Genomic DNA, 15,162 nt, shown 5'->3' with positions numbered 1-15,162 from the left:
CGTCCATCCACCACGCGAGACAGCAAGCGCGGCACGGGGTGCTTGTCAACGCAATCAACGCGTCGGGATACATTGCGTTGTCTCGGGTGATGTGGCTGCTCACAGCGTTGCCGCGGCTGTGTGCTGATGATCTTGAGCGGCAGTTACACATCGTGCTACCCGGCCGACCCGCAAATTCTCACGCCCGCTCCGCCAGCTCCGCCAGATTCTTCAAAGAAGTGTCCAGATGCTCGGGGCCGAACGGTGGGAACTCGATGTCGCGGTTCTCCAGCGGCACCTGAGACCAGTCGTAGCTCAACGTGACGTCGGTCCGGTCGGCGGTGACCGCCTCGAGGTCGTAGCGCCAGATCCACCCGCCCCACTCGACGGGGCCGTCGTCGGTTCCGCGGCCGGGGATGTGGCGGGGTTCGGCCCCGGGCTGCCAGGCGATGGCGCGCGGCCGGTCGAACACCTCCACCCGGTTCGACATCTCGTAGTTCTTGTTCGGATGGCCGTCGTGGTACATCCCCATCCGGAAGATCTGGCCGGCCGCGATCAGGCGTTCGCCGTCGACAGCGTGCCGCACCCCTCCGCCGCGACCTATCGCCACATGAGCCGCCGGATCGGCCAGCACGTCGAACACGGTCTCCGCCGCGGCATCGATCGTGATGCCCGCTGCGATGCACTCTTCAGTCATGCCCATACCGACTACCAGAGGCGAGGAAATCCATCGAAGCATCGACCGCAATGCGCGACTTTCGTGTACAGCTTCTGGGTGGGCTCAGCTCTCAGCGACTGAACGCGCTGGCTGCCGGCCGCGACACTCGAGCTAGGAGCATCCCCCCGTGAAGATCATGCACGCCATCGCCGCTGTGGCGGCCTCGACGCTGGTGCTGACCGGTTGTCAGGACGCCGAGTCGGCGCCCGCCGCAGACGCTTACCCGACGGGACCCGTCACGATGACGGCCGGTGCCAACCCCGGAAGCGGATTCGACCTCACGATCCGCTCGGTCGTCGACGCGCTGCAGGAGGAGGGAATCGTCGAGGTGCCGCTCCCGGTGGTGAACCGGCCGGGAGCGAGCGGCGCGGACTTCCTGACCACCATGGTCGAGCAGGACAAGGGCAGGGACGACCAGGTCTCCGTCACGTCGCTGTCGATCATGATGAACGAGCTGCGCGGCGTGTCGAAGTACGGGTACGACGACGTCACCATGATCGCCCGTCTGATGACCGAGTACTACGTCGTCGTCACCGCTGCGAACTCACCGTTCACGAATCTCGGCGACCTCATGACCGCCATCAAGGCGGATCCAGGTCGTGTCCCGGTCGGTGCCGCCAACGACGACGAAGCACCCTTCGACCTCCTGGTCTCGGCGGCAGGCGGCGACCCGTCGACCATCGAGTACGTCACCCAGGAGGGAGGCGGCGACCAGAACGCCGCGCTACGTGACGGTGCCATCAGTGTGGCGATCGGCGGCGTCAGCGAGTTCGTCGGACAACTCAAGTCAGGCGAGCTCGTGGCGCTCGGTGTACTCGCCGAGAACCGGCTACCCGGCCTCGAGGCGCCCACCGCACGGGAACAAGGGCTCGACGTCACGCTGTCGAACTGGCGCGGACTCTACGGTCCACCGGCCATGCCGGAGGTCGCCGTCGCGTTCTGGCAGAGGGCGCTCAGCGAGATGGTGAAATCGCCTATCTGGCAGCAGATTTCCGAGCGGAACCAGTTCACCACCACCTTCATGACCGGCACGGAGTTCCAGACCTTCCTGGCCGAGACCCAGGCGGACGTGAAGGCCGCGCTGGGGGAGGCAGGTCGCTGACCAGGCTGCTACATCTTGGTGTAGCGCGCCATGGCGAAGCTGTACAGGCCATAGGTGATGATGCCCAGGCCGGCCAGGATGAGAAGAATCGCTCCGAAGGGCTGGGCTCCGAGTGCCTTGAGTGCGCCATCGAGTCCGGTGGCCTTGCTGGGCTCGGAGAAACACGCGGCGATGATCACGAGTAGCCCGGCGCCGGCGATGACGAGTCCTTTCGCGACGTACCCGATGACACCGAGTCGCCGCACCAGGTCGCTGGCGTTGCCATTGAGATCATCGAGGAACTTGCGGCCCGCTCCCTTGTAGACGTGGTACCCGCCGACGGCGGCGATGACGATACCGGCGACCACCAGGAGGGCGGTGCCGCCGCCGGATTGCATGAGCCGGGCGCTCAGGCCGACATTCTGGTCACCTGTGGATTTCCCGGCACCGCGGGCGAATCCCAAGGTGGAGTACGCGAATCCGAAATAGACGACGGCCAGCGCGAACGCCTTTGCCCGGTCGACGCTTTCCAGCATGGCACTTTGGCGCTTCGGGTCGGTGGAGCGGCCGAGCAGCGTCTCGGCGATCCGCCACATCGCCATGATCCCGAGCGCGACCACCGCGACCCAGAGCGCGACGATGCCGCCTGGCTTGACCGCCAGAGCCGACAGGGCCCCGGATTGGTCGGCGGTGCCTCCGGTACCGAGCGCGATCTGAATCGCCAGATAGCCGATGACGATGTGGAGCAACCCGCTGACCACGTAGCCGGCCCGGGCGACGCGCTCGAAGACGCTGTTCTGGGCGATGTCCGCCAACGTGCCTGTCACACCGCACTCACCGCATGAGTGTGAGGGCACGCTCCAAGGGCCGAATTGGCTTCGCTGATCACCGTCTGACGTCGTGACTCCTCTGCGACAACCGCGTCCCGGGCGAGGTCGGCCGCAGCCTGGGCGGCGTGGGCGTCAGCGGAAGCGGTGGTCAGCAGACCGTGGAACTCCGGCAACCGGTCCTGTACGTCTTCGACGGTGGTGTGGGTGGCGATCAGCTGCGACGGGTCATCGGCTGACACGTCGAGGCCGATCGATCGGTGCACCTCGAGTTCGTGTAGTTCGTAGTTCGTCAGGGGTCGGCACAGTTGCAGCCGCACGTCGTAGCGGGGGCTGTCCTGTGGTGAGAGTTCGAGTTTGACGATCTTGAGGTGACTCGCCGGCAATTGCTCCTGTCCGGGCGTGGCAGCCGCCGAGGTGTTCGGGTGCGCCGGGGTCATCGGGACCCGGCTCCGGGCCGCGTCTCATCATTGGTGGCTGCTCCGCGGCCCTGCGGCGCGGGGGAGGCCGGATCCAGGGCGTCCGCGCGCTCGAACTGCTGATTGAGATCGTCGCGAGAGGTGGTCGCCTCGTGACGATGACCGGCGGCCTGCTGCTGCAGTCCCTTGGCCTGGGCCGCTTTGATGTCGGCTTCGGCTTGAGCGGCGCGGGCTTTGGCCGCGGTTTCCTCGGCACGTGCTTCGCGCTGCGTGACGTGCCGGTCCTCGTCTCGGGCTTGGCCGCGGATGTTCTCGGCTTCGGTGTGGCGGTGCTGATCGCGTTTCTTGCGAGCCACCCAGGCGAGGGCCGCGAGGACCAGCAGCGCCACGAGCGCGACGACGACGATCAAGACGATGGTGTTGGTGTCCATGTTCATTCCTTAGGTCGATGAGGTGAAGAATCTGCTCACAGGTGGTGCAGAAGTGTTTTCTGACAATCGATTTGCTGTGCGAAAGCTGCCGTGGGGCTGGTTTCAGTAGTAGTGACGTCGACCGCCGACCGCGTGTCCCATCCGTCCCACCACGAGCAGGATCAAGCCGACGACGAGAAGAAGTATCCCGATCACCAACAGGATCTGCGCGAAGGCGAAAGTCGGGACCAGGCTTGGAAGCAGGAGTCCGAGGACGATGAGGACGATTCCGAGAACGATCATGATTCGGACCTGATTTCTGACGAGATGTGTTGGAGGACAGACCAGGAGGAGTTCATCGCTTGAAGACGTCCTTCAGCTTTGCCCCCGACTGTTTGGCATTGGCCTTTGCCTGTTCCGCGCGTCCTTCGGTGCGTAGGCGGGTGTTCCCCACGGCGCGTCCGAGGATCTTCTTGGTCGCACCCCGTGCGGCTTCGGCCTGATGGGCGATCGTCTTACCGATGGTCATGGTGTTCCTTTGTGTGGTGTTTCGGACCCGCGTTGTCGCGGGCCGGATGTGGAGTTCGTGCTACCGGGTCAGGGGGCCGGGTGCGGTGCGGGCATGGTGTTCACCGTCGGCTGAGCGCAGTGCTGCGTGACTGGAGCGGCGTCGTCGTTGAGCCGAATGTGGTTGTGCCGACCGGTCTTCGGCGCTCGTAGCGGGGCGTCATGAAGACGGCCGGCGGTCTCGGGGGCACCGGTCACGGCGACGGTGAGGTCGAGCGGTCCGCCGGTGACGATCATGTGGTGCCTCAGACTGTGTAGGACTCCAGTAGACACCCGTACGACAGCAGTGTCAACAGCGTTGACCTACATTGTGGGCCTATGGTGTTGTCAACGATGAAGAGCGACGGAGGCGCAGGCGATGGCTGGACGGTTGGATCGCACGGACGGCGGGCATAACGGCAGGCACCCCACGGGTATCGGGGCCGACGTGCGCGCTGCACCCATTTCGCGCGATCTCATCCTGCACACCGCGCTGGCGATCCTCGACCGCGACGGTGAGAGCGGACTGTCCATGCGCCGCCTCAGCGAGGCGCTGAACCGGGATCCGGCAGTGCTCTACCGCCACGTCCCGAACAAGGGTGCTGTGCTCGACGGTGTCGCCGAGATCCTCTTGAGTCAGCTCGCGGTGGACCGTGGTGACCCCGACTGGATCCATCAATTGCGTTGTGTCGCACACGAATATCGTCGACTCGCTATGGCGCACCCCAACGCGGCGACGCTGTTGGTCACCCGACCGCTGGCCACCCCGCTCGGACAGCGGTCTCCGGGAATGTTGCGTCCTCTCGAAGACGTGCTCGCCCTGCTGACATCGGCTGGATTCACCGGAACGGACGCGCTCCACGTCTACCGGGTGCTCTTCGGCTACCTCCACGGCCACATCCTCGACGAACTGCAGGAGATCGTAGAACGCCCTGAGGAGACCGATCACGTGCTGCGGTTGGGGCTGCACCGGTTTCCCGTGAATGAGTTCCCGAACCTGCGCGAAATGGCACCCGTTCTGTCGGCGTACGACGGGGCCAGTGAACTCGACCGTGGCCTCGACCTCATCCTCAGCGGGCTGACCGCGACCCTCGTCACCACCGGCAGCCCGGCACCCTGACGATGAGCCGGCCCGGCTCTTCTTTTCGCCTTACCGCGCGACCAGGAAACCCTTGCCTCGCACGGGAGAACTCTGGCCTGTGGGCGATTACGGACACCCCCCTGCGGCGAGCAACATTCTTCTCAGCACCCAGGCACCAGCCCCGCCCGAGAGGAACTCACCATGACCACTTCGAACACCCGCAAGCTGACCCGCTTCCGCTACGCGGCCACGATGCTCGGCACACTCGCCATCTTCGCCCTGGCCCCGGCCACCGCGAACGCAACCGACAACGATCCCGGCCCCGCCGGCAGTTGCAACTACACCGACGCCGACGGCTACAACATCCCGATCGACGACGGTCAGGACGTCATCGTCGACGGCAAGATCGTCTCCTGCCGCGGCGGGTCCATCGTCATCACCACCGCCCCCAAGCGAGGCGCAGGCAACATCCGGCCCGAGATCGTCGAGCCCGGCCTCGCGGTCGTCGAGCAGTCGCCCAAGCCGCCCAAGCAGACGGGTCCGGTCGCACAGAATCCGCCGCTCGTCGCCGCCCAGCCCTGACATCCGAGCCGCCCACCCGGCCCGCCACCACGAGGTGGCGGGCCGGCCGCGTTCACCGAGCGTGTCGGGCGGACGAAAGCCGGCGATGAGGGGAAGATCGCAGGCATGCTGGCCCTCGAACTGCTGACCCGGGTCGGCCTGGCCACGGCGCTGGGCATCGCCATCGGTTTCGAACGCCAGTGGCGGTCCCGGATGGCGGGGCTGCAGACGATGGCGTTGGTCAGCATGGGCTCCGCGCTGTTCCTCATCCTCAGCGCCTACAGCTTCGACCAGGAAGGCGACCGGCTTCGGGTCGCGGCCCAGATCGTCTCCGGCGTCGGGTTTCTCGGCGCCGGCGTCATCATGAAGCACGGACTGTCCGTCACCGGCCTCAACACCGCCGCCACCCTGTGGGCGACGGCCGCCGTCGGCGCGCTGGCCGGTGCCTGGATGTGGCGCGAAGCCCTGGCCGGCGCTGTCATCGTCGTCGCGGGCAACTGGTTCCTCCAGCCGCTCGGAACACGGCTGGACCGGATGACCACCAAGGGTGGACGCGAGGTCACAGCGGCCGAGTACCGGCTCAGCGTCGTGTGCGGCGCCCAGATGGAGGCGGAGGTCAAAGCGCTGGTGACGCAAGCGCTGCCGGCGCCGCAGTTCCAATTGCGGGGAGTGCATTCGCTACCGGCGCACACCGCCCACCAGACCGAACTCCGAGCCGACTACGCCACCGCCGTCCGCGACGACCAGTCCGCCGAAGACGCCATCCGTGCACTGAGCGGACAGGCCGGTGTGACGTCGGTGCGGTGGGGCCTGCTCAACGAGCAGGCAGCCGACTGGTCGACGTGAGGGCAGGGGTGTTCTGAGTGCGACTGGAGACGTTCTTCGAGCGAGCCACCCAGGTGTTCGAGGTGTCCGGTGTGTTGTCGATGGTGGTGGGCTTCCTGTTCGCCTTCGCCCTCGCCGCGGTGATCTGGGCGCGTACCCGTGACGGCGGCCGCGCCTTCAAGACGCTGCGCAACTCACTCGGTGGGGCGATACTGCTCGGCCTGGAGTTGCTCGTGGCCGCGGACATCGTCAAGACCGTCACCTCGACACCGTCGCTGACCGATGCGGCGGTGTTGGGGATGATCGTCCTGATCCGGACGGTGCTGAGCATCACCATCGAGGTGGAGGTCGACGGCGTCGCGCCGTGGCGAAAGGCCCTCACGACCGGTCCGCAGGTGCTGGCGCGGGCCGCCCGCGAGTCGACCCGACCCACGCAGGAATGACAGTGCCGTCCGCCTGCTGACCATTCAGTCAATTTGCTACGTACGCAGCTCCCGCCCCCTAGATTGTGGACGGATCCGGCTGCGGCGTGCCGGCAGGACAGGGGATCGACGGTGGCCAAGCCCGACCTCAGAAGAGCGATGCGGCTGGCGGGAATGCGTCCACTGCCGCATCTGCCTTCACGCCATCCCGTGGACCTTGCCGGCAAGAGGATCCTGCTGACCGGCGCATCGGCCGGCATCGGCGCCGTTGCTGCCGAGAAACTCGCCGCCAGGGGAGCGTCGATCATCGCCGTCGCCCGCCGGGAACATCTCCTCGCCGAATTGGTCGACCGCATCACCGCCCGCGGCGGCCGGGCCATCGCCATGGCCGCCGACCTCGCCGACCTCGACCAGGTCGACCACCTCGTGGCAGAGGCGGGGCCGGTGGACATCCTGATCAACAACGCCGCCAGGTCGATTCGCCGGCCACTGGCCGACTCGCTGGATCGCTGGCACGACGTCGAACGCGTCATGGCGCTCAACTACTACGCGCCGCTGCGACTCATGCGGGGCCTGGCCCCCGGTATGTGCGCACGCGGTGACGGCCACATCATCAACATCGCCACCTGGCGGGTGCTGCCCGAATCTTCGCCGCTGTTCGCCGTCTACAACGCGTCGAAGGCGGCACTCAGCGCGGTCAGCCGCGTCATCGACACCGAGTGGGGTCACGCGGGCGTGCACTCCACCACCGTGTACTACCCGCTGGTGGCGACCGCCATGATCGCGCCGACGCGCGCCTACGCCGGGGTGCCCGCGCTCACCCCCGAGGAGGCCGCCGAGTGGATGGTGACCGCCGCGCGCCACCGGCCCGTCCGCATCGCGCCCCGAAAGGCCCTCGCGCTGCGGGCTCTCGACGTCGTCGCGCCCCGCGCGCTCAACCACCTCCTCGAGCGCGAGACCAACCGGATGAACGCACGCGTCACCGAATCCGCCTCTGCCACAGACATGCCGGCCCTGCGGGGGCAGTGATGCCGTCGGCGGCGGCCGGCACTGGATACCGGCCCGAAAACCTCCTCCTCGCAGCGGCTCTCACCACCGCGGCCTTCTTCTGCGTCGCGCTGGTGGGTGCGCTGGCCAAGGTCTCGGGCCAATACACCTCGACCGGCGTCCTGCTGCTCGCGCAGAACCTGATCTGCTTCTTGTTCATCGTCCCGGCCTCGCTGCGGGGTGGACGGGCGGCACTGCGCACCAACCGGATCGGCATGCACGTCCTGCGGGCGACGATGGGCACCGCCTGCTGGTACGCGCTGTTCTTCGCGATCACCCAGATCCCGCTGGCCAACGCCACCCTGCTGACCTACTCCGCACCCCTGTGGATGCCGCTGGTCGCGTGGTGCGTCACCCGGACCCGTATCTCCGGGCTGACATGGGCGGGCGCCGGACTCGGCTTCGCCGGGGTGCTGCTCGTCCTGCAGCCCCAGGGCCACCGATTCGACACCGGCGAGCTGGCCGCACTGGCCGGCGCCGTGTTCCTCGCCGTGGCGATGATGTCGGTGCGCTGGCTCGGTGCCACCGAGCCCGTCATCAGGATCCTGTTCTACTACTTCCTGCTCTCCACCGTGCTTTCCGTGCCGATCGCCGTCCTTGACTGGCAACCGATTCCCGGGCAGGCCTGGGTGTGGTTGGCCGCCCTCGGATGCGCGCAGATGGGCTCACAGGTACTCATCGTGCTGGCCTACCGCTACGCATCGGCGGAGAAGGTGGGCCCCTTCATCTACTCGGTGATCGTCTTCACCGCCCTGATCGACTGGGTGGTGTGGCACCACGCGCCGACGCCGGTGACCTACGCCGGGATGCTACTGGTCATCGGTGGCGGCCTCGTCGCCGTCCGCGCGCGGGCCAGACCCGTTCCCGCCCCCTGACACGTCGGGCTGCGGGGGAGCGCCCCGCCACAGCGGGCGGACGGGATACTCGGTGGTGCTGCCCAGGTCTGCCCACGACGAAGGAAACACATGAGCTACTTCCGCGAACTGCGGACCAACTGGCAGCCGCTGGCGGCGGCGACCGCAGGCCTCAGCGCCGGACTGAGCCTGAGCGCCTACACCAACGCCGCGATGGGGCCACAGTTCCTCGCGGAATTCGGTTGGAGCCGTGCCGATTTCGCCCTGACCGGCGTCATCACCCTGCTGACCTTCGTCTTCCTGCCCGTCTACGGACGCCTCACCGACCTGTTCGGTGTGCGCCGGATCGCGATCCTCGGCGTGATCGGCCTGCCCGCCTGCTGGATCGGCTATTCGCTGATGTCCGGCCCGATCTGGCAGTACTTCGCGATCAACGTCGTGCTGATCGCGTTGGGCGTGACGACGACCCCCTCGGTCTACAGCCGCCTCGTCGCCACCCGGTTCAAGGAGGCCCGCGGCCTGGCACTGGCGATCGCGATCTCAGGTCCGCCGCTGCTCGGCGCGATCGGAGTCCCCGCCGTGGAGGCCGTCAACAGTGCTTACGGCTGGCGGGTGGGCTGCCTGGCGATCGCGGCCGTCATCGCCGCGATCGGCGTGCTGGCCCTGACGCTGATCCCCGCCGAGGACCCTACGCTGCGCCGCGCCGCGCGAGATGCCAACACCCGCAACGACTACCGGGCGATCGGGCGGAGCCGGGTGTTCTGGATCCTGCTGGGGGGTGTGCTGCTGTGCAACCTGTACCACTCGGTGACCACCACCCAGCTCGGCGTGATGCTGGGCGACTCGGTGCCGGCGGGCCAGGCGGTGGCCATGCTGGTGTCCGTCTTCGCCGTCGCCGTGATCGTCGGCCGGTTCGCCTGCGGCATCGCCCTCGATCGGCTGCCTGCCCAGATCGTCGCGGCCGTGGCGATGGGACTGCCCGGCCTCGGTTGCCTGCTGATCGCATCACCGTGGGACGGCTTCGCCGTCGTCGTGGTGGCGGTGTGCTGCCTTGGGGCGGCCTGGGGCGCCGAAGGGGATGTCATCGCCTATCTGGTGGCCCGTCGCTTCCACCTGACGATCTACAGCACGGTGCTCAGTGTGCTGTCGGCCGCCATCGGCGTCTCCTCGGCACTCGGCGCGCTGATCCTGAGCCGCAGTCTGCAGGCCAGCCCCAGCTTCAACGGCTTCCTGACATTCGCCGGCGCCGCCGCCTTCGCCGGCGGAGCGCTGTTCCTGCTGCTGGGTCGTCCGTCCACAGTGGTGGCGGCCGAGGTGGCCGGCCCGCCGGCGGACGCGAGCGTCCCCTCGGACAGCGCAGAGCGCTGACCACCACCCGGCTCAGCCGGCGGCGACCCGGACCACGCGGTCAGGCGTCGCGGAATCCAGCACCAGTTCGGCGATGCGCGAGCGGTGGTCCTCGGCGCTGCCCAGCAGCGCCGCATCGGTGGTGGCGCGCTTGAAGTACAGGTGCGCCTGGTGTTCCCAGGTGAACCCGATGCCGCCGAGCACCTGAATGGTGTCGGCGGCGATCCGGCTCAGCGCGGCCGAGGCGGTGGCCTGCGCGATCGCGGTGGCCAGAGCCGGGTCGTCGGACCCGTCGGTCAGCGCCCACACCGCGTGATAGGCCGTCGAACGGGCGTGCTCGGTCTCGACCAGCATGTCGGCCAACCGGTGCTTGACCGCCTGGAACGATCCGATCGGCCTGCCGAACTGCAGCCGTGACTTCGCATAGTCGACGGCCAGATCGAGCAGATGCTGTGCGGCGCCGACCTGTTCGACGGCCAGCAGCGCCGCACCGACGTGCAGGGCGTGCTGGATGACCCGGGGCGCCTCGTCGGGACCGGCGATCAGCGTGGCCGTCGCGCCTGCCAGTTCGACCGCCGCCTGCGGGCGGGTCAGGTCCAGCGTTTGCAACGGTGTGCGCGTCACCCCGTCGGCCGTCGTGTCGACCGCGTACAACCCCGGGCCGTCGGATCCGGTGGCGGCAACCAGCAGCACATCGGCCGCGCCGGCGTCGACGACCTGCGGCAGCGTCCCGGTCAGTGCGTCGCCCTCGGCGGTGACCGTCACGGCGCCCGGGTCGAACACGCCGGCGCGCTCACCGACAGCGAGCGCTGCGGTCCGGGCGCCCTCGACGAGATCGGCCAGCAGGCCGTCACCCGCCGCCCCGGCCGACGCGGCGACCAGCGCGGGAACGGCGAGGTACACCGTCCCGAACAGTGGTCCGCACGCCAGCGCGGCGCCGAACTCCTCGACCGCCACCGCCTGATCCACCAGGTTGCCGCCCGCGCCGCCGTCGGACTCTGGCACCGACAGTCCCAGCACGCCGAGTTCGGCGCCCAGCCGTGACCACAGCTTCGGGTCGAACGGCGGGTCGGACTCCATCAGGGCCCGTACCGCCTGCTCGTCGAAGTGCTCGGCGCAGAACTTCCGTACCGCGGCGCGCAACTGCTGCTGTTCGTCGGTGAACCTGAACTCCTCAGCCTGACTCTCGGGCTGATCCGCAAGCTCCTCAGCCACGCGGGATCTCCTTCCACGGCATGCCGGCATCGGCACGCAGGTCGCCCGGCAGGCCGAGCACCCGCTCACCCAGGATGTTGCGCATCACCTCGGACGTGCCGCCCTCGATGGTGTTGGCGCGGCTGCGCAGGAACCGTTGCTGGAGCGGGCCCCGCCAGTCGGTCTCCTCGGCGGCCCGGCCGCCGTCCTGCATCCCGTAGCCGTGGTAGAGCAGTCCCTCAGGCCCCAGAAAATCCATGCACCACTGGTAGATGTGCTGATTGAGTTCGGCGCCGACGAGCTTGCCGATCGAGGCCTCGGGGCCGGGGCCGCCGACGGTCGCCGAGGCGCGCGAGCGCTCCGACGTCAGCCGCTGTGCCTCGGAGCGCAACCACAGCTGAGTCAGCCGGTCCCGGAGCACCGGCGTCTGCCGCTCGGGCCGCGACGCCCACAGCGCGACCGCATCGGCGATGGTGCCCGCGCCGCGGCGGCTGCCGCTGCCGCCGAGCGCGCTGCGCTCGTTCATCAGCGTGGTCATCGCGACCGCCCAGCCGTTCCCGATGTCGCCGAGGCGGTGTGCGTCGGGGATGCGCGCTTCGCTGAAGTACACCTCGTTGAACTCGGCGTGGCCGGTGAGCTGGCGCAGCGGCCGCGTCTCGACGCCCGGCGCGTGCATGTCGATCACGAAGTAGGTCAGGCCCTTGTGCTTGGGCACGTCGGGATTGGTGCGGGCGAGCAGCAGCCCCCACCGCGCGCGATGGGCGAGGCTGGTCCACACCTTCTGGCCGTTGATCACCCACTCGTCGCCGTCGGGGACCGCCGAGGTGGACAGCCCCGCCAGGTCGGAACCCGCACCGGGCTCGGAGAACAGCTGACACCAGATGTGCTCGGTGGTGGCCAGCGGCCTCAGCCACTGCCGCTTGAGGTCGTCCCCGCGGGCGTGCTCGCGCACCGTCGGCGCCGCCATGCCGTAGCCCATCGGGTTCAGCCCCAGCGGCACCGGCCCGCCCGCGCCCTGCAGGATGCCGTCGGCGACGGCCTGCAGTCCGCGGGAGAGCCCCAGGCCGCCGAGCCCGTCGGGGAAGTGCACCCAGGACAGGCCGGCGTCGTAGCAGGCGCCCAGGAACTCGGGGATGGGCACGGACTTCGGATCGTGTTCGGCGACCACGGTGCGGGCGAGTTCGGCGACCCGCTCGGCCTCGGCGACGGTGCTCATGAAGTGCTCCTCCAGCGTGTCGGCTGCGGATTCGCGCCCGGCACGCGGCTGCGACCGCGCGCCCACTGTGACCGTACCGGCGGGCCGCGAACGCCCGACGGCCGACCGGACGGGGCGAGCAGCGGCGAACTCCACCCGCCGGCGCCGACGGCGGCCGGCACGGGATATCACCCCCGCACCGGTGATGGCAGCAAAGCATCGCGCTGCGCCACGTCGCGGTCGCGGCTGGCCGGTGCACAGTCGTCGTGCAGGGCACATCACACGGGAGGTGTGCGCGAGGCAATACTGGTAACCGCCGCCACAAGCGGACCGCTTCGCCACTGACCGAACTGACGCCGGGAGAACAGACCAATGAGCGCCGAGAAGCCGACCATCATCTACACGCTGACCGACGAGGCGCCGATGCTGGCGACCTACGCCTTTCTGCCCATCATTCGGACGTTCACCGAACCGGCGGGAATCAATGTCGAGACCAGTGACATCTCGGTGGCGGCGCGGATCCTGGCCGAGTTCTCCGACCGGTTGACCGAGGACCAGCGGGTGCCCGACAACCTGGCCACGCTCGGTGAACTCACCCACTCGCCGGACACCAACATCATCAAGCTGCCGAACATCAGCGCCTCGGTGCCCCAGCTGCTGGCCGCCATCAAGGAGCTCAAGGCCAAGGGCTACGACCTGCCCGACTGGGTGGGGGAGCCGAAGAACGACGAGGAGAAGGCGATCAAGGATCGCTACGCCAAGATCCTCGGCAGCGCAGTCAACCCCGTTCTGCGCCAAGGTAACTCGGACCGTCGTGCCCCCAAGGCCGTCAAGGAGTACGCCCGCAAGCACCCGCACAGCATGGGCCAGTGGTCGCAGGCGTCGCGCACCCACGTGGCCACCATGCGCGGCGGCGACTTCTACGCCGGCGAAAAGTCGATGACCATCGAGCAGGACCGCAAGGTCAAGATGGTCCTCGAGACCAAGAGCGGCGAGACCATCGTGCTCAAGCCCGAGGTCACACTCGACGCGGGCGACGTCATCGACAGCATGTACATGAGCAAGAAGGCGCTGTGCGAGTTCTACGAGCACGAGATGCAGGACGCCTACGAGACCGGCGTGATGTTCTCGCTACACGTCAAGGCCACGATGATGAAGGTGTCGCACCCGATCGTGTTCGGCCACGCGGTCAAGGTCTTCTACAAGGACGCATTCGCCAAGCACCAGAAGCTGTTCGACGAGCTCGGCGTCAACGTCAACAACGGCATGTCCGATCTCTACGACAAGATCGAGAAGCTGCCGGCCTCTCAGCGCGAGGAGATCGTCAACGACCTCCACGCCTGCCACGAGCACCGGCCCGAGCTGGCCATGGTCGATTCGGCCCGCGGCATCACGAACTTCCACTCGCCCAGCGACGTGATCGTCGACGCCTCGATGCCCGCCATGATCCGGCTCGGCGGCAAGATGTACGGCGCCGACGGACGCACCAAGGACACCAAGGCGGTCAACCCGGAATCGACGTTCTCCCGGATCTACCAGGAGATGATCAACTTCTGTAAGACCCACGGACAGTTCGACCCGACGACCATGGGCACCGTTCCCAACGTCGGCCTGATGGCGCAGAAGGCCGAGGAGTACGGCAGCCACGACAAGACGTTCGAGATCCCTGAGGACGGGGTGGCCGACATCGTCGACATCGACACCGGCGAGGTGCTGCTGAGCCAGAACGTCGAGACGGGCGACATCTGGCGCATGCCGATCGTCAAGGACGCCGCGATCCGGGACTGGGTGAAACTCGCGGTCACCCGCGCGCGCGAATCGGGCATGACGGCGTTGTTCTGGCTGGACACCGAGCGTCCGCACGAGGCCGAGCTGCGCAAAAAGGTGAAGACCTACCTCAAAGACCATGACACCGAGGGCCTTCACATCCAGATCATGCCGCAGGTGTGGGCCATGAGGTACACGCTGGAGCGGGTGATCCGCGGGGAGGACACCATCGCCGTCACCGGGAACATCCTGCGCGACTACCTGACCGACCTCTTCCCGATCCTGGAACTCGGCACCAGCGCCAAGATGCTGTCGATCGTGCCGCTGATGGCGGGCGGCGGCATGTACGAGACCGGTGCGGGCGGTTCAGCGCCCAAGCACGTCCACCAGCTGGTCGAGGAGAATCACCTGCGGTGGGATTCGCTCGGCGAATTCCTGGCCCTCGGCGCCTGTTTCGAGGACCTCGGCCGCAAGGCCGACAACAAGCGGTCGGTGCTGCTGGGCAAGACGCTCGACTCGGCCATCGGAAAGTTGCTGAACAACAACAAGAATCCGTCCCGCAAAGCCGGTGAGCTCGACAACCGGGGCAGTCAGTTCTACCTCGCCATGTACTGGGCGCAGGAACTCGCCGAACAGACCGACGACAAGGAACTGGCCGAGCACTTCGCCACCCTGGCCAAGACGCTGGAGGAGAAGGAGGACGCGATCGTGTCCGAGCTCGCCGAGGTGCAGGGCGATGCGGTCGACATCGGCGGCTACTACTACCCGGACCGCGAGAAGACCACCGCGGTGATGCGGCCGAGCAAGACGCTCAACACCGTGCTCGAAAGCGTCACCGAGCAGCCGGTGACGGAGAAGAGCTAGCCGATCGCCTGGTGCGGTGGCGGGG

General features: G+C 67.8%; 18 protein-coding genes. 9 read left to right on the top strand and 9 right to left on the bottom strand.

What is annotated here, in order from left to right:
* Nucleotides 1-178: 178 nt before the first annotated feature.
* Nucleotides 179-676: an SRPBCC family protein gene (locus tag H7I41_RS20980; RefSeq protein ID WP_264014545.1), complete on the bottom strand. Its 498-nt coding sequence runs from the start codon at nucleotides 674-676 to the stop codon at nucleotides 179-181.
* A gap of 157 nt (nucleotides 677-833) precedes the next feature.
* On the opposite strand from H7I41_RS20980, the gene H7I41_RS20975 reads away from it, so the two are divergent.
* Nucleotides 834-1,799, top strand: coding sequence for a Bug family tripartite tricarboxylate transporter substrate binding protein (locus H7I41_RS20975; protein WP_264014570.1), 966 nt, complete (start codon nucleotides 834-836; stop codon nucleotides 1,797-1,799).
* An 8-nt stretch (nucleotides 1,800-1,807) separates the two neighbouring features.
* Here the strand turns inward: H7I41_RS20975 and H7I41_RS20970 are convergent, their stop codons facing one another.
* The 6 genes from H7I41_RS20970 to H7I41_RS20945 all read right to left on the bottom strand — a co-directional run bounded on the left by H7I41_RS20970 (nucleotide 1,808) and on the right by H7I41_RS20945 (nucleotide 4,238).
* Entirely contained in the window at nucleotides 1,808-2,605 is a 798-nt protein-coding gene (locus tag H7I41_RS20970) for a DUF1206 domain-containing protein (RefSeq protein ID WP_264014544.1), read from the bottom strand.
* Nucleotides 2,602-3,045 (bottom strand): hypothetical protein, encoded by a 444-nt coding sequence (locus tag H7I41_RS20965; RefSeq protein ID WP_264014543.1) that lies wholly within the window; start codon nucleotides 3,043-3,045, stop codon nucleotides 2,602-2,604. Before H7I41_RS20965 ends, H7I41_RS20970 begins: the two co-directional genes overlap by 4 nt.
* Nucleotides 3,042-3,455: a hypothetical protein gene (locus H7I41_RS20960; protein WP_264014542.1), complete on the bottom strand. Its 414-nt coding sequence runs from the start codon at nucleotides 3,453-3,455 to the stop codon at nucleotides 3,042-3,044. Before H7I41_RS20960 ends, H7I41_RS20965 begins: the two co-directional genes overlap by 4 nt.
* 102 nt (nucleotides 3,456-3,557) lie before the next feature.
* Nucleotides 3,558-3,737 carry a DUF6131 family protein gene (locus H7I41_RS20955; RefSeq protein ID WP_264014541.1) on the bottom strand — a complete coding sequence of 60 codons (180 nt, stop codon included), beginning with the start codon at nucleotides 3,735-3,737 and terminating at the stop codon, nucleotides 3,558-3,560.
* Between the two features lie 52 nt (nucleotides 3,738-3,789).
* Nucleotides 3,790-3,963 carry a CsbD family protein gene (locus H7I41_RS20950; protein WP_264014540.1) on the bottom strand — a complete coding sequence of 58 codons (174 nt, stop codon included), beginning with the start codon at nucleotides 3,961-3,963 and terminating at the stop codon, nucleotides 3,790-3,792.
* Between the two features lie 68 nt (nucleotides 3,964-4,031).
* Nucleotides 4,032-4,238, bottom strand: a complete 207-nt coding sequence (locus H7I41_RS20945) for a hypothetical protein (protein ID WP_264014539.1) — start codon at nucleotides 4,236-4,238, stop codon at nucleotides 4,032-4,034.
* A 121-nt stretch (nucleotides 4,239-4,359) separates the two neighbouring features.
* Here H7I41_RS20945 and H7I41_RS20940 point away from each other — a divergent pair, with 121 nt between their 5' ends.
* From H7I41_RS20940 to H7I41_RS20910, 7 genes are all read left to right on the top strand, one after another.
* A complete protein-coding gene (locus H7I41_RS20940; protein WP_264014538.1) occupies nucleotides 4,360-5,100 on the top strand; it encodes a TetR/AcrR family transcriptional regulator C-terminal domain-containing protein in 741 nt (246 codons plus the stop codon).
* 162 nt (nucleotides 5,101-5,262) lie between these two features.
* Complete coding sequence (locus H7I41_RS20935; protein ID WP_264014537.1) at nucleotides 5,263-5,643, top strand: hypothetical protein; 381 nt, start codon at nucleotides 5,263-5,265, stop codon at nucleotides 5,641-5,643.
* A 105-nt stretch (nucleotides 5,644-5,748) separates the two neighbouring features.
* Entirely contained in the window at nucleotides 5,749-6,468 is a 720-nt protein-coding gene (locus H7I41_RS20930) for an MgtC/SapB family protein (protein ID WP_264014536.1), read from the top strand.
* 80 nt (nucleotides 6,469-6,548) lie between these two features.
* A complete protein-coding gene (locus H7I41_RS20925) occupies nucleotides 6,549-6,890 on the top strand; it encodes a DUF1622 domain-containing protein (protein ID WP_372503776.1) in 342 nt (113 codons plus the stop codon).
* 111 nt (nucleotides 6,891-7,001) lie between these two features.
* The gene (locus tag H7I41_RS20920) at nucleotides 7,002-7,898 is read left to right on the top strand and encodes an SDR family oxidoreductase (RefSeq protein WP_264014535.1); all 897 of its coding nucleotides are present in this window, start codon (nucleotides 7,002-7,004) and stop codon (nucleotides 7,896-7,898) included.
* Nucleotides 7,898-8,791 carry a DMT family transporter gene (locus H7I41_RS20915; RefSeq protein ID WP_264014534.1) on the top strand — a complete coding sequence of 298 codons (894 nt, stop codon included), beginning with the start codon at nucleotides 7,898-7,900 and terminating at the stop codon, nucleotides 8,789-8,791. The genes H7I41_RS20920 and H7I41_RS20915 overlap by 1 nt, the downstream gene beginning before the upstream one ends.
* 90 nt (nucleotides 8,792-8,881) lie before the next feature.
* Nucleotides 8,882-10,138, top strand: coding sequence for an MFS transporter (locus H7I41_RS20910; protein WP_264014533.1), 1,257 nt, complete (start codon nucleotides 8,882-8,884; stop codon nucleotides 10,136-10,138).
* A gap of 12 nt (nucleotides 10,139-10,150) precedes the next feature.
* Here the strand turns inward: H7I41_RS20910 and H7I41_RS20905 are convergent, their stop codons facing one another.
* The gene (locus H7I41_RS20905; protein WP_264014532.1) at nucleotides 10,151-11,332 is read right to left on the bottom strand and encodes an acyl-CoA dehydrogenase family protein; all 1,182 of its coding nucleotides are present in this window, start codon (nucleotides 11,330-11,332) and stop codon (nucleotides 10,151-10,153) included.
* A complete protein-coding gene (locus H7I41_RS20900) occupies nucleotides 11,325-12,527 on the bottom strand; it encodes an acyl-CoA dehydrogenase family protein (RefSeq protein ID WP_264014531.1) in 1,203 nt (400 codons plus the stop codon). The genes H7I41_RS20905 and H7I41_RS20900 overlap by 8 nt, the downstream gene beginning before the upstream one ends.
* A 351-nt stretch (nucleotides 12,528-12,878) precedes the next feature.
* Between H7I41_RS20900 and H7I41_RS20895 the strand changes: the two genes are divergently transcribed.
* Nucleotides 12,879-15,137: an NADP-dependent isocitrate dehydrogenase gene (locus tag H7I41_RS20895; protein ID WP_264014530.1), complete on the top strand. Its 2,259-nt coding sequence runs from the start codon at nucleotides 12,879-12,881 to the stop codon at nucleotides 15,135-15,137.
* Nucleotides 15,138-15,162 lie beyond the last annotated feature (25 nt).

The organism is [Mycobacterium] manitobense (assembly GCF_025821665.1).
GTDB lineage: Bacteria > Actinomycetota > Actinomycetes > Mycobacteriales > Mycobacteriaceae > Mycobacterium > Mycobacterium arseniciresistens.
The sequence above is the reverse complement of the archived record's forward strand: the minus strand, read 5'-3'. Positions and strand labels throughout refer to the sequence as shown.

Bases quoted from the DNA above. Each gene is read 5' to 3' on its own strand.
- H7I41_RS20980 (WP_264014545.1), bottom strand. From the start codon at position 676: ATGACTGAAGAGTGCATCGCAGCGGGCATCACGATCGATGCCGCGGCG.
- H7I41_RS20975 (WP_264014570.1), top strand. From the start codon at position 834: ATGCACGCCATCGCCGCTGTGGCGGCCTCGACGCTGGTGCTGACCGGT.
- H7I41_RS20965 (WP_264014543.1), bottom strand. From the start codon at position 3,045: ATGACCCCGGCGCACCCGAACACCTCGGCGGCTGCCACGCCCGGACAG.
- H7I41_RS20960 (WP_264014542.1), bottom strand. From the start codon at position 3,455: ATGGACACCAACACCATCGTCTTGATCGTCGTCGTCGCGCTCGTGGCG.
- H7I41_RS20955 (WP_264014541.1), bottom strand. From the start codon at position 3,737: ATGATCGTTCTCGGAATCGTCCTCATCGTCCTCGGACTCCTGCTTCCA.
- H7I41_RS20950 (WP_264014540.1), bottom strand. From the start codon at position 3,963: ATGACCATCGGTAAGACGATCGCCCATCAGGCCGAAGCCGCACGGGGT.
- H7I41_RS20945 (WP_264014539.1), bottom strand. From the start codon at position 4,238: ATGATCGTCACCGGCGGACCGCTCGACCTCACCGTCGCCGTGACCGGT.
- H7I41_RS20940 (WP_264014538.1), top strand. From the start codon at position 4,360: ATGGCTGGACGGTTGGATCGCACGGACGGCGGGCATAACGGCAGGCAC.
- H7I41_RS20935 (WP_264014537.1), top strand. From the start codon at position 5,263: ATGACCACTTCGAACACCCGCAAGCTGACCCGCTTCCGCTACGCGGCC.
- H7I41_RS20930 (WP_264014536.1), top strand. From the start codon at position 5,749: ATGCTGGCCCTCGAACTGCTGACCCGGGTCGGCCTGGCCACGGCGCTG.
- H7I41_RS20925 (WP_372503776.1), top strand. From the start codon at position 6,549: ATGGTGGTGGGCTTCCTGTTCGCCTTCGCCCTCGCCGCGGTGATCTGG.
- H7I41_RS20915 (WP_264014534.1), top strand. From the start codon at position 7,898: ATGCCGTCGGCGGCGGCCGGCACTGGATACCGGCCCGAAAACCTCCTC.
- H7I41_RS20910 (WP_264014533.1), top strand. From the start codon at position 8,882: ATGAGCTACTTCCGCGAACTGCGGACCAACTGGCAGCCGCTGGCGGCG.
- H7I41_RS20900 (WP_264014531.1), bottom strand. From the start codon at position 12,527: ATGAGCACCGTCGCCGAGGCCGAGCGGGTCGCCGAACTCGCCCGCACC.
- H7I41_RS20895 (WP_264014530.1), top strand. From the start codon at position 12,879: ATGAGCGCCGAGAAGCCGACCATCATCTACACGCTGACCGACGAGGCG.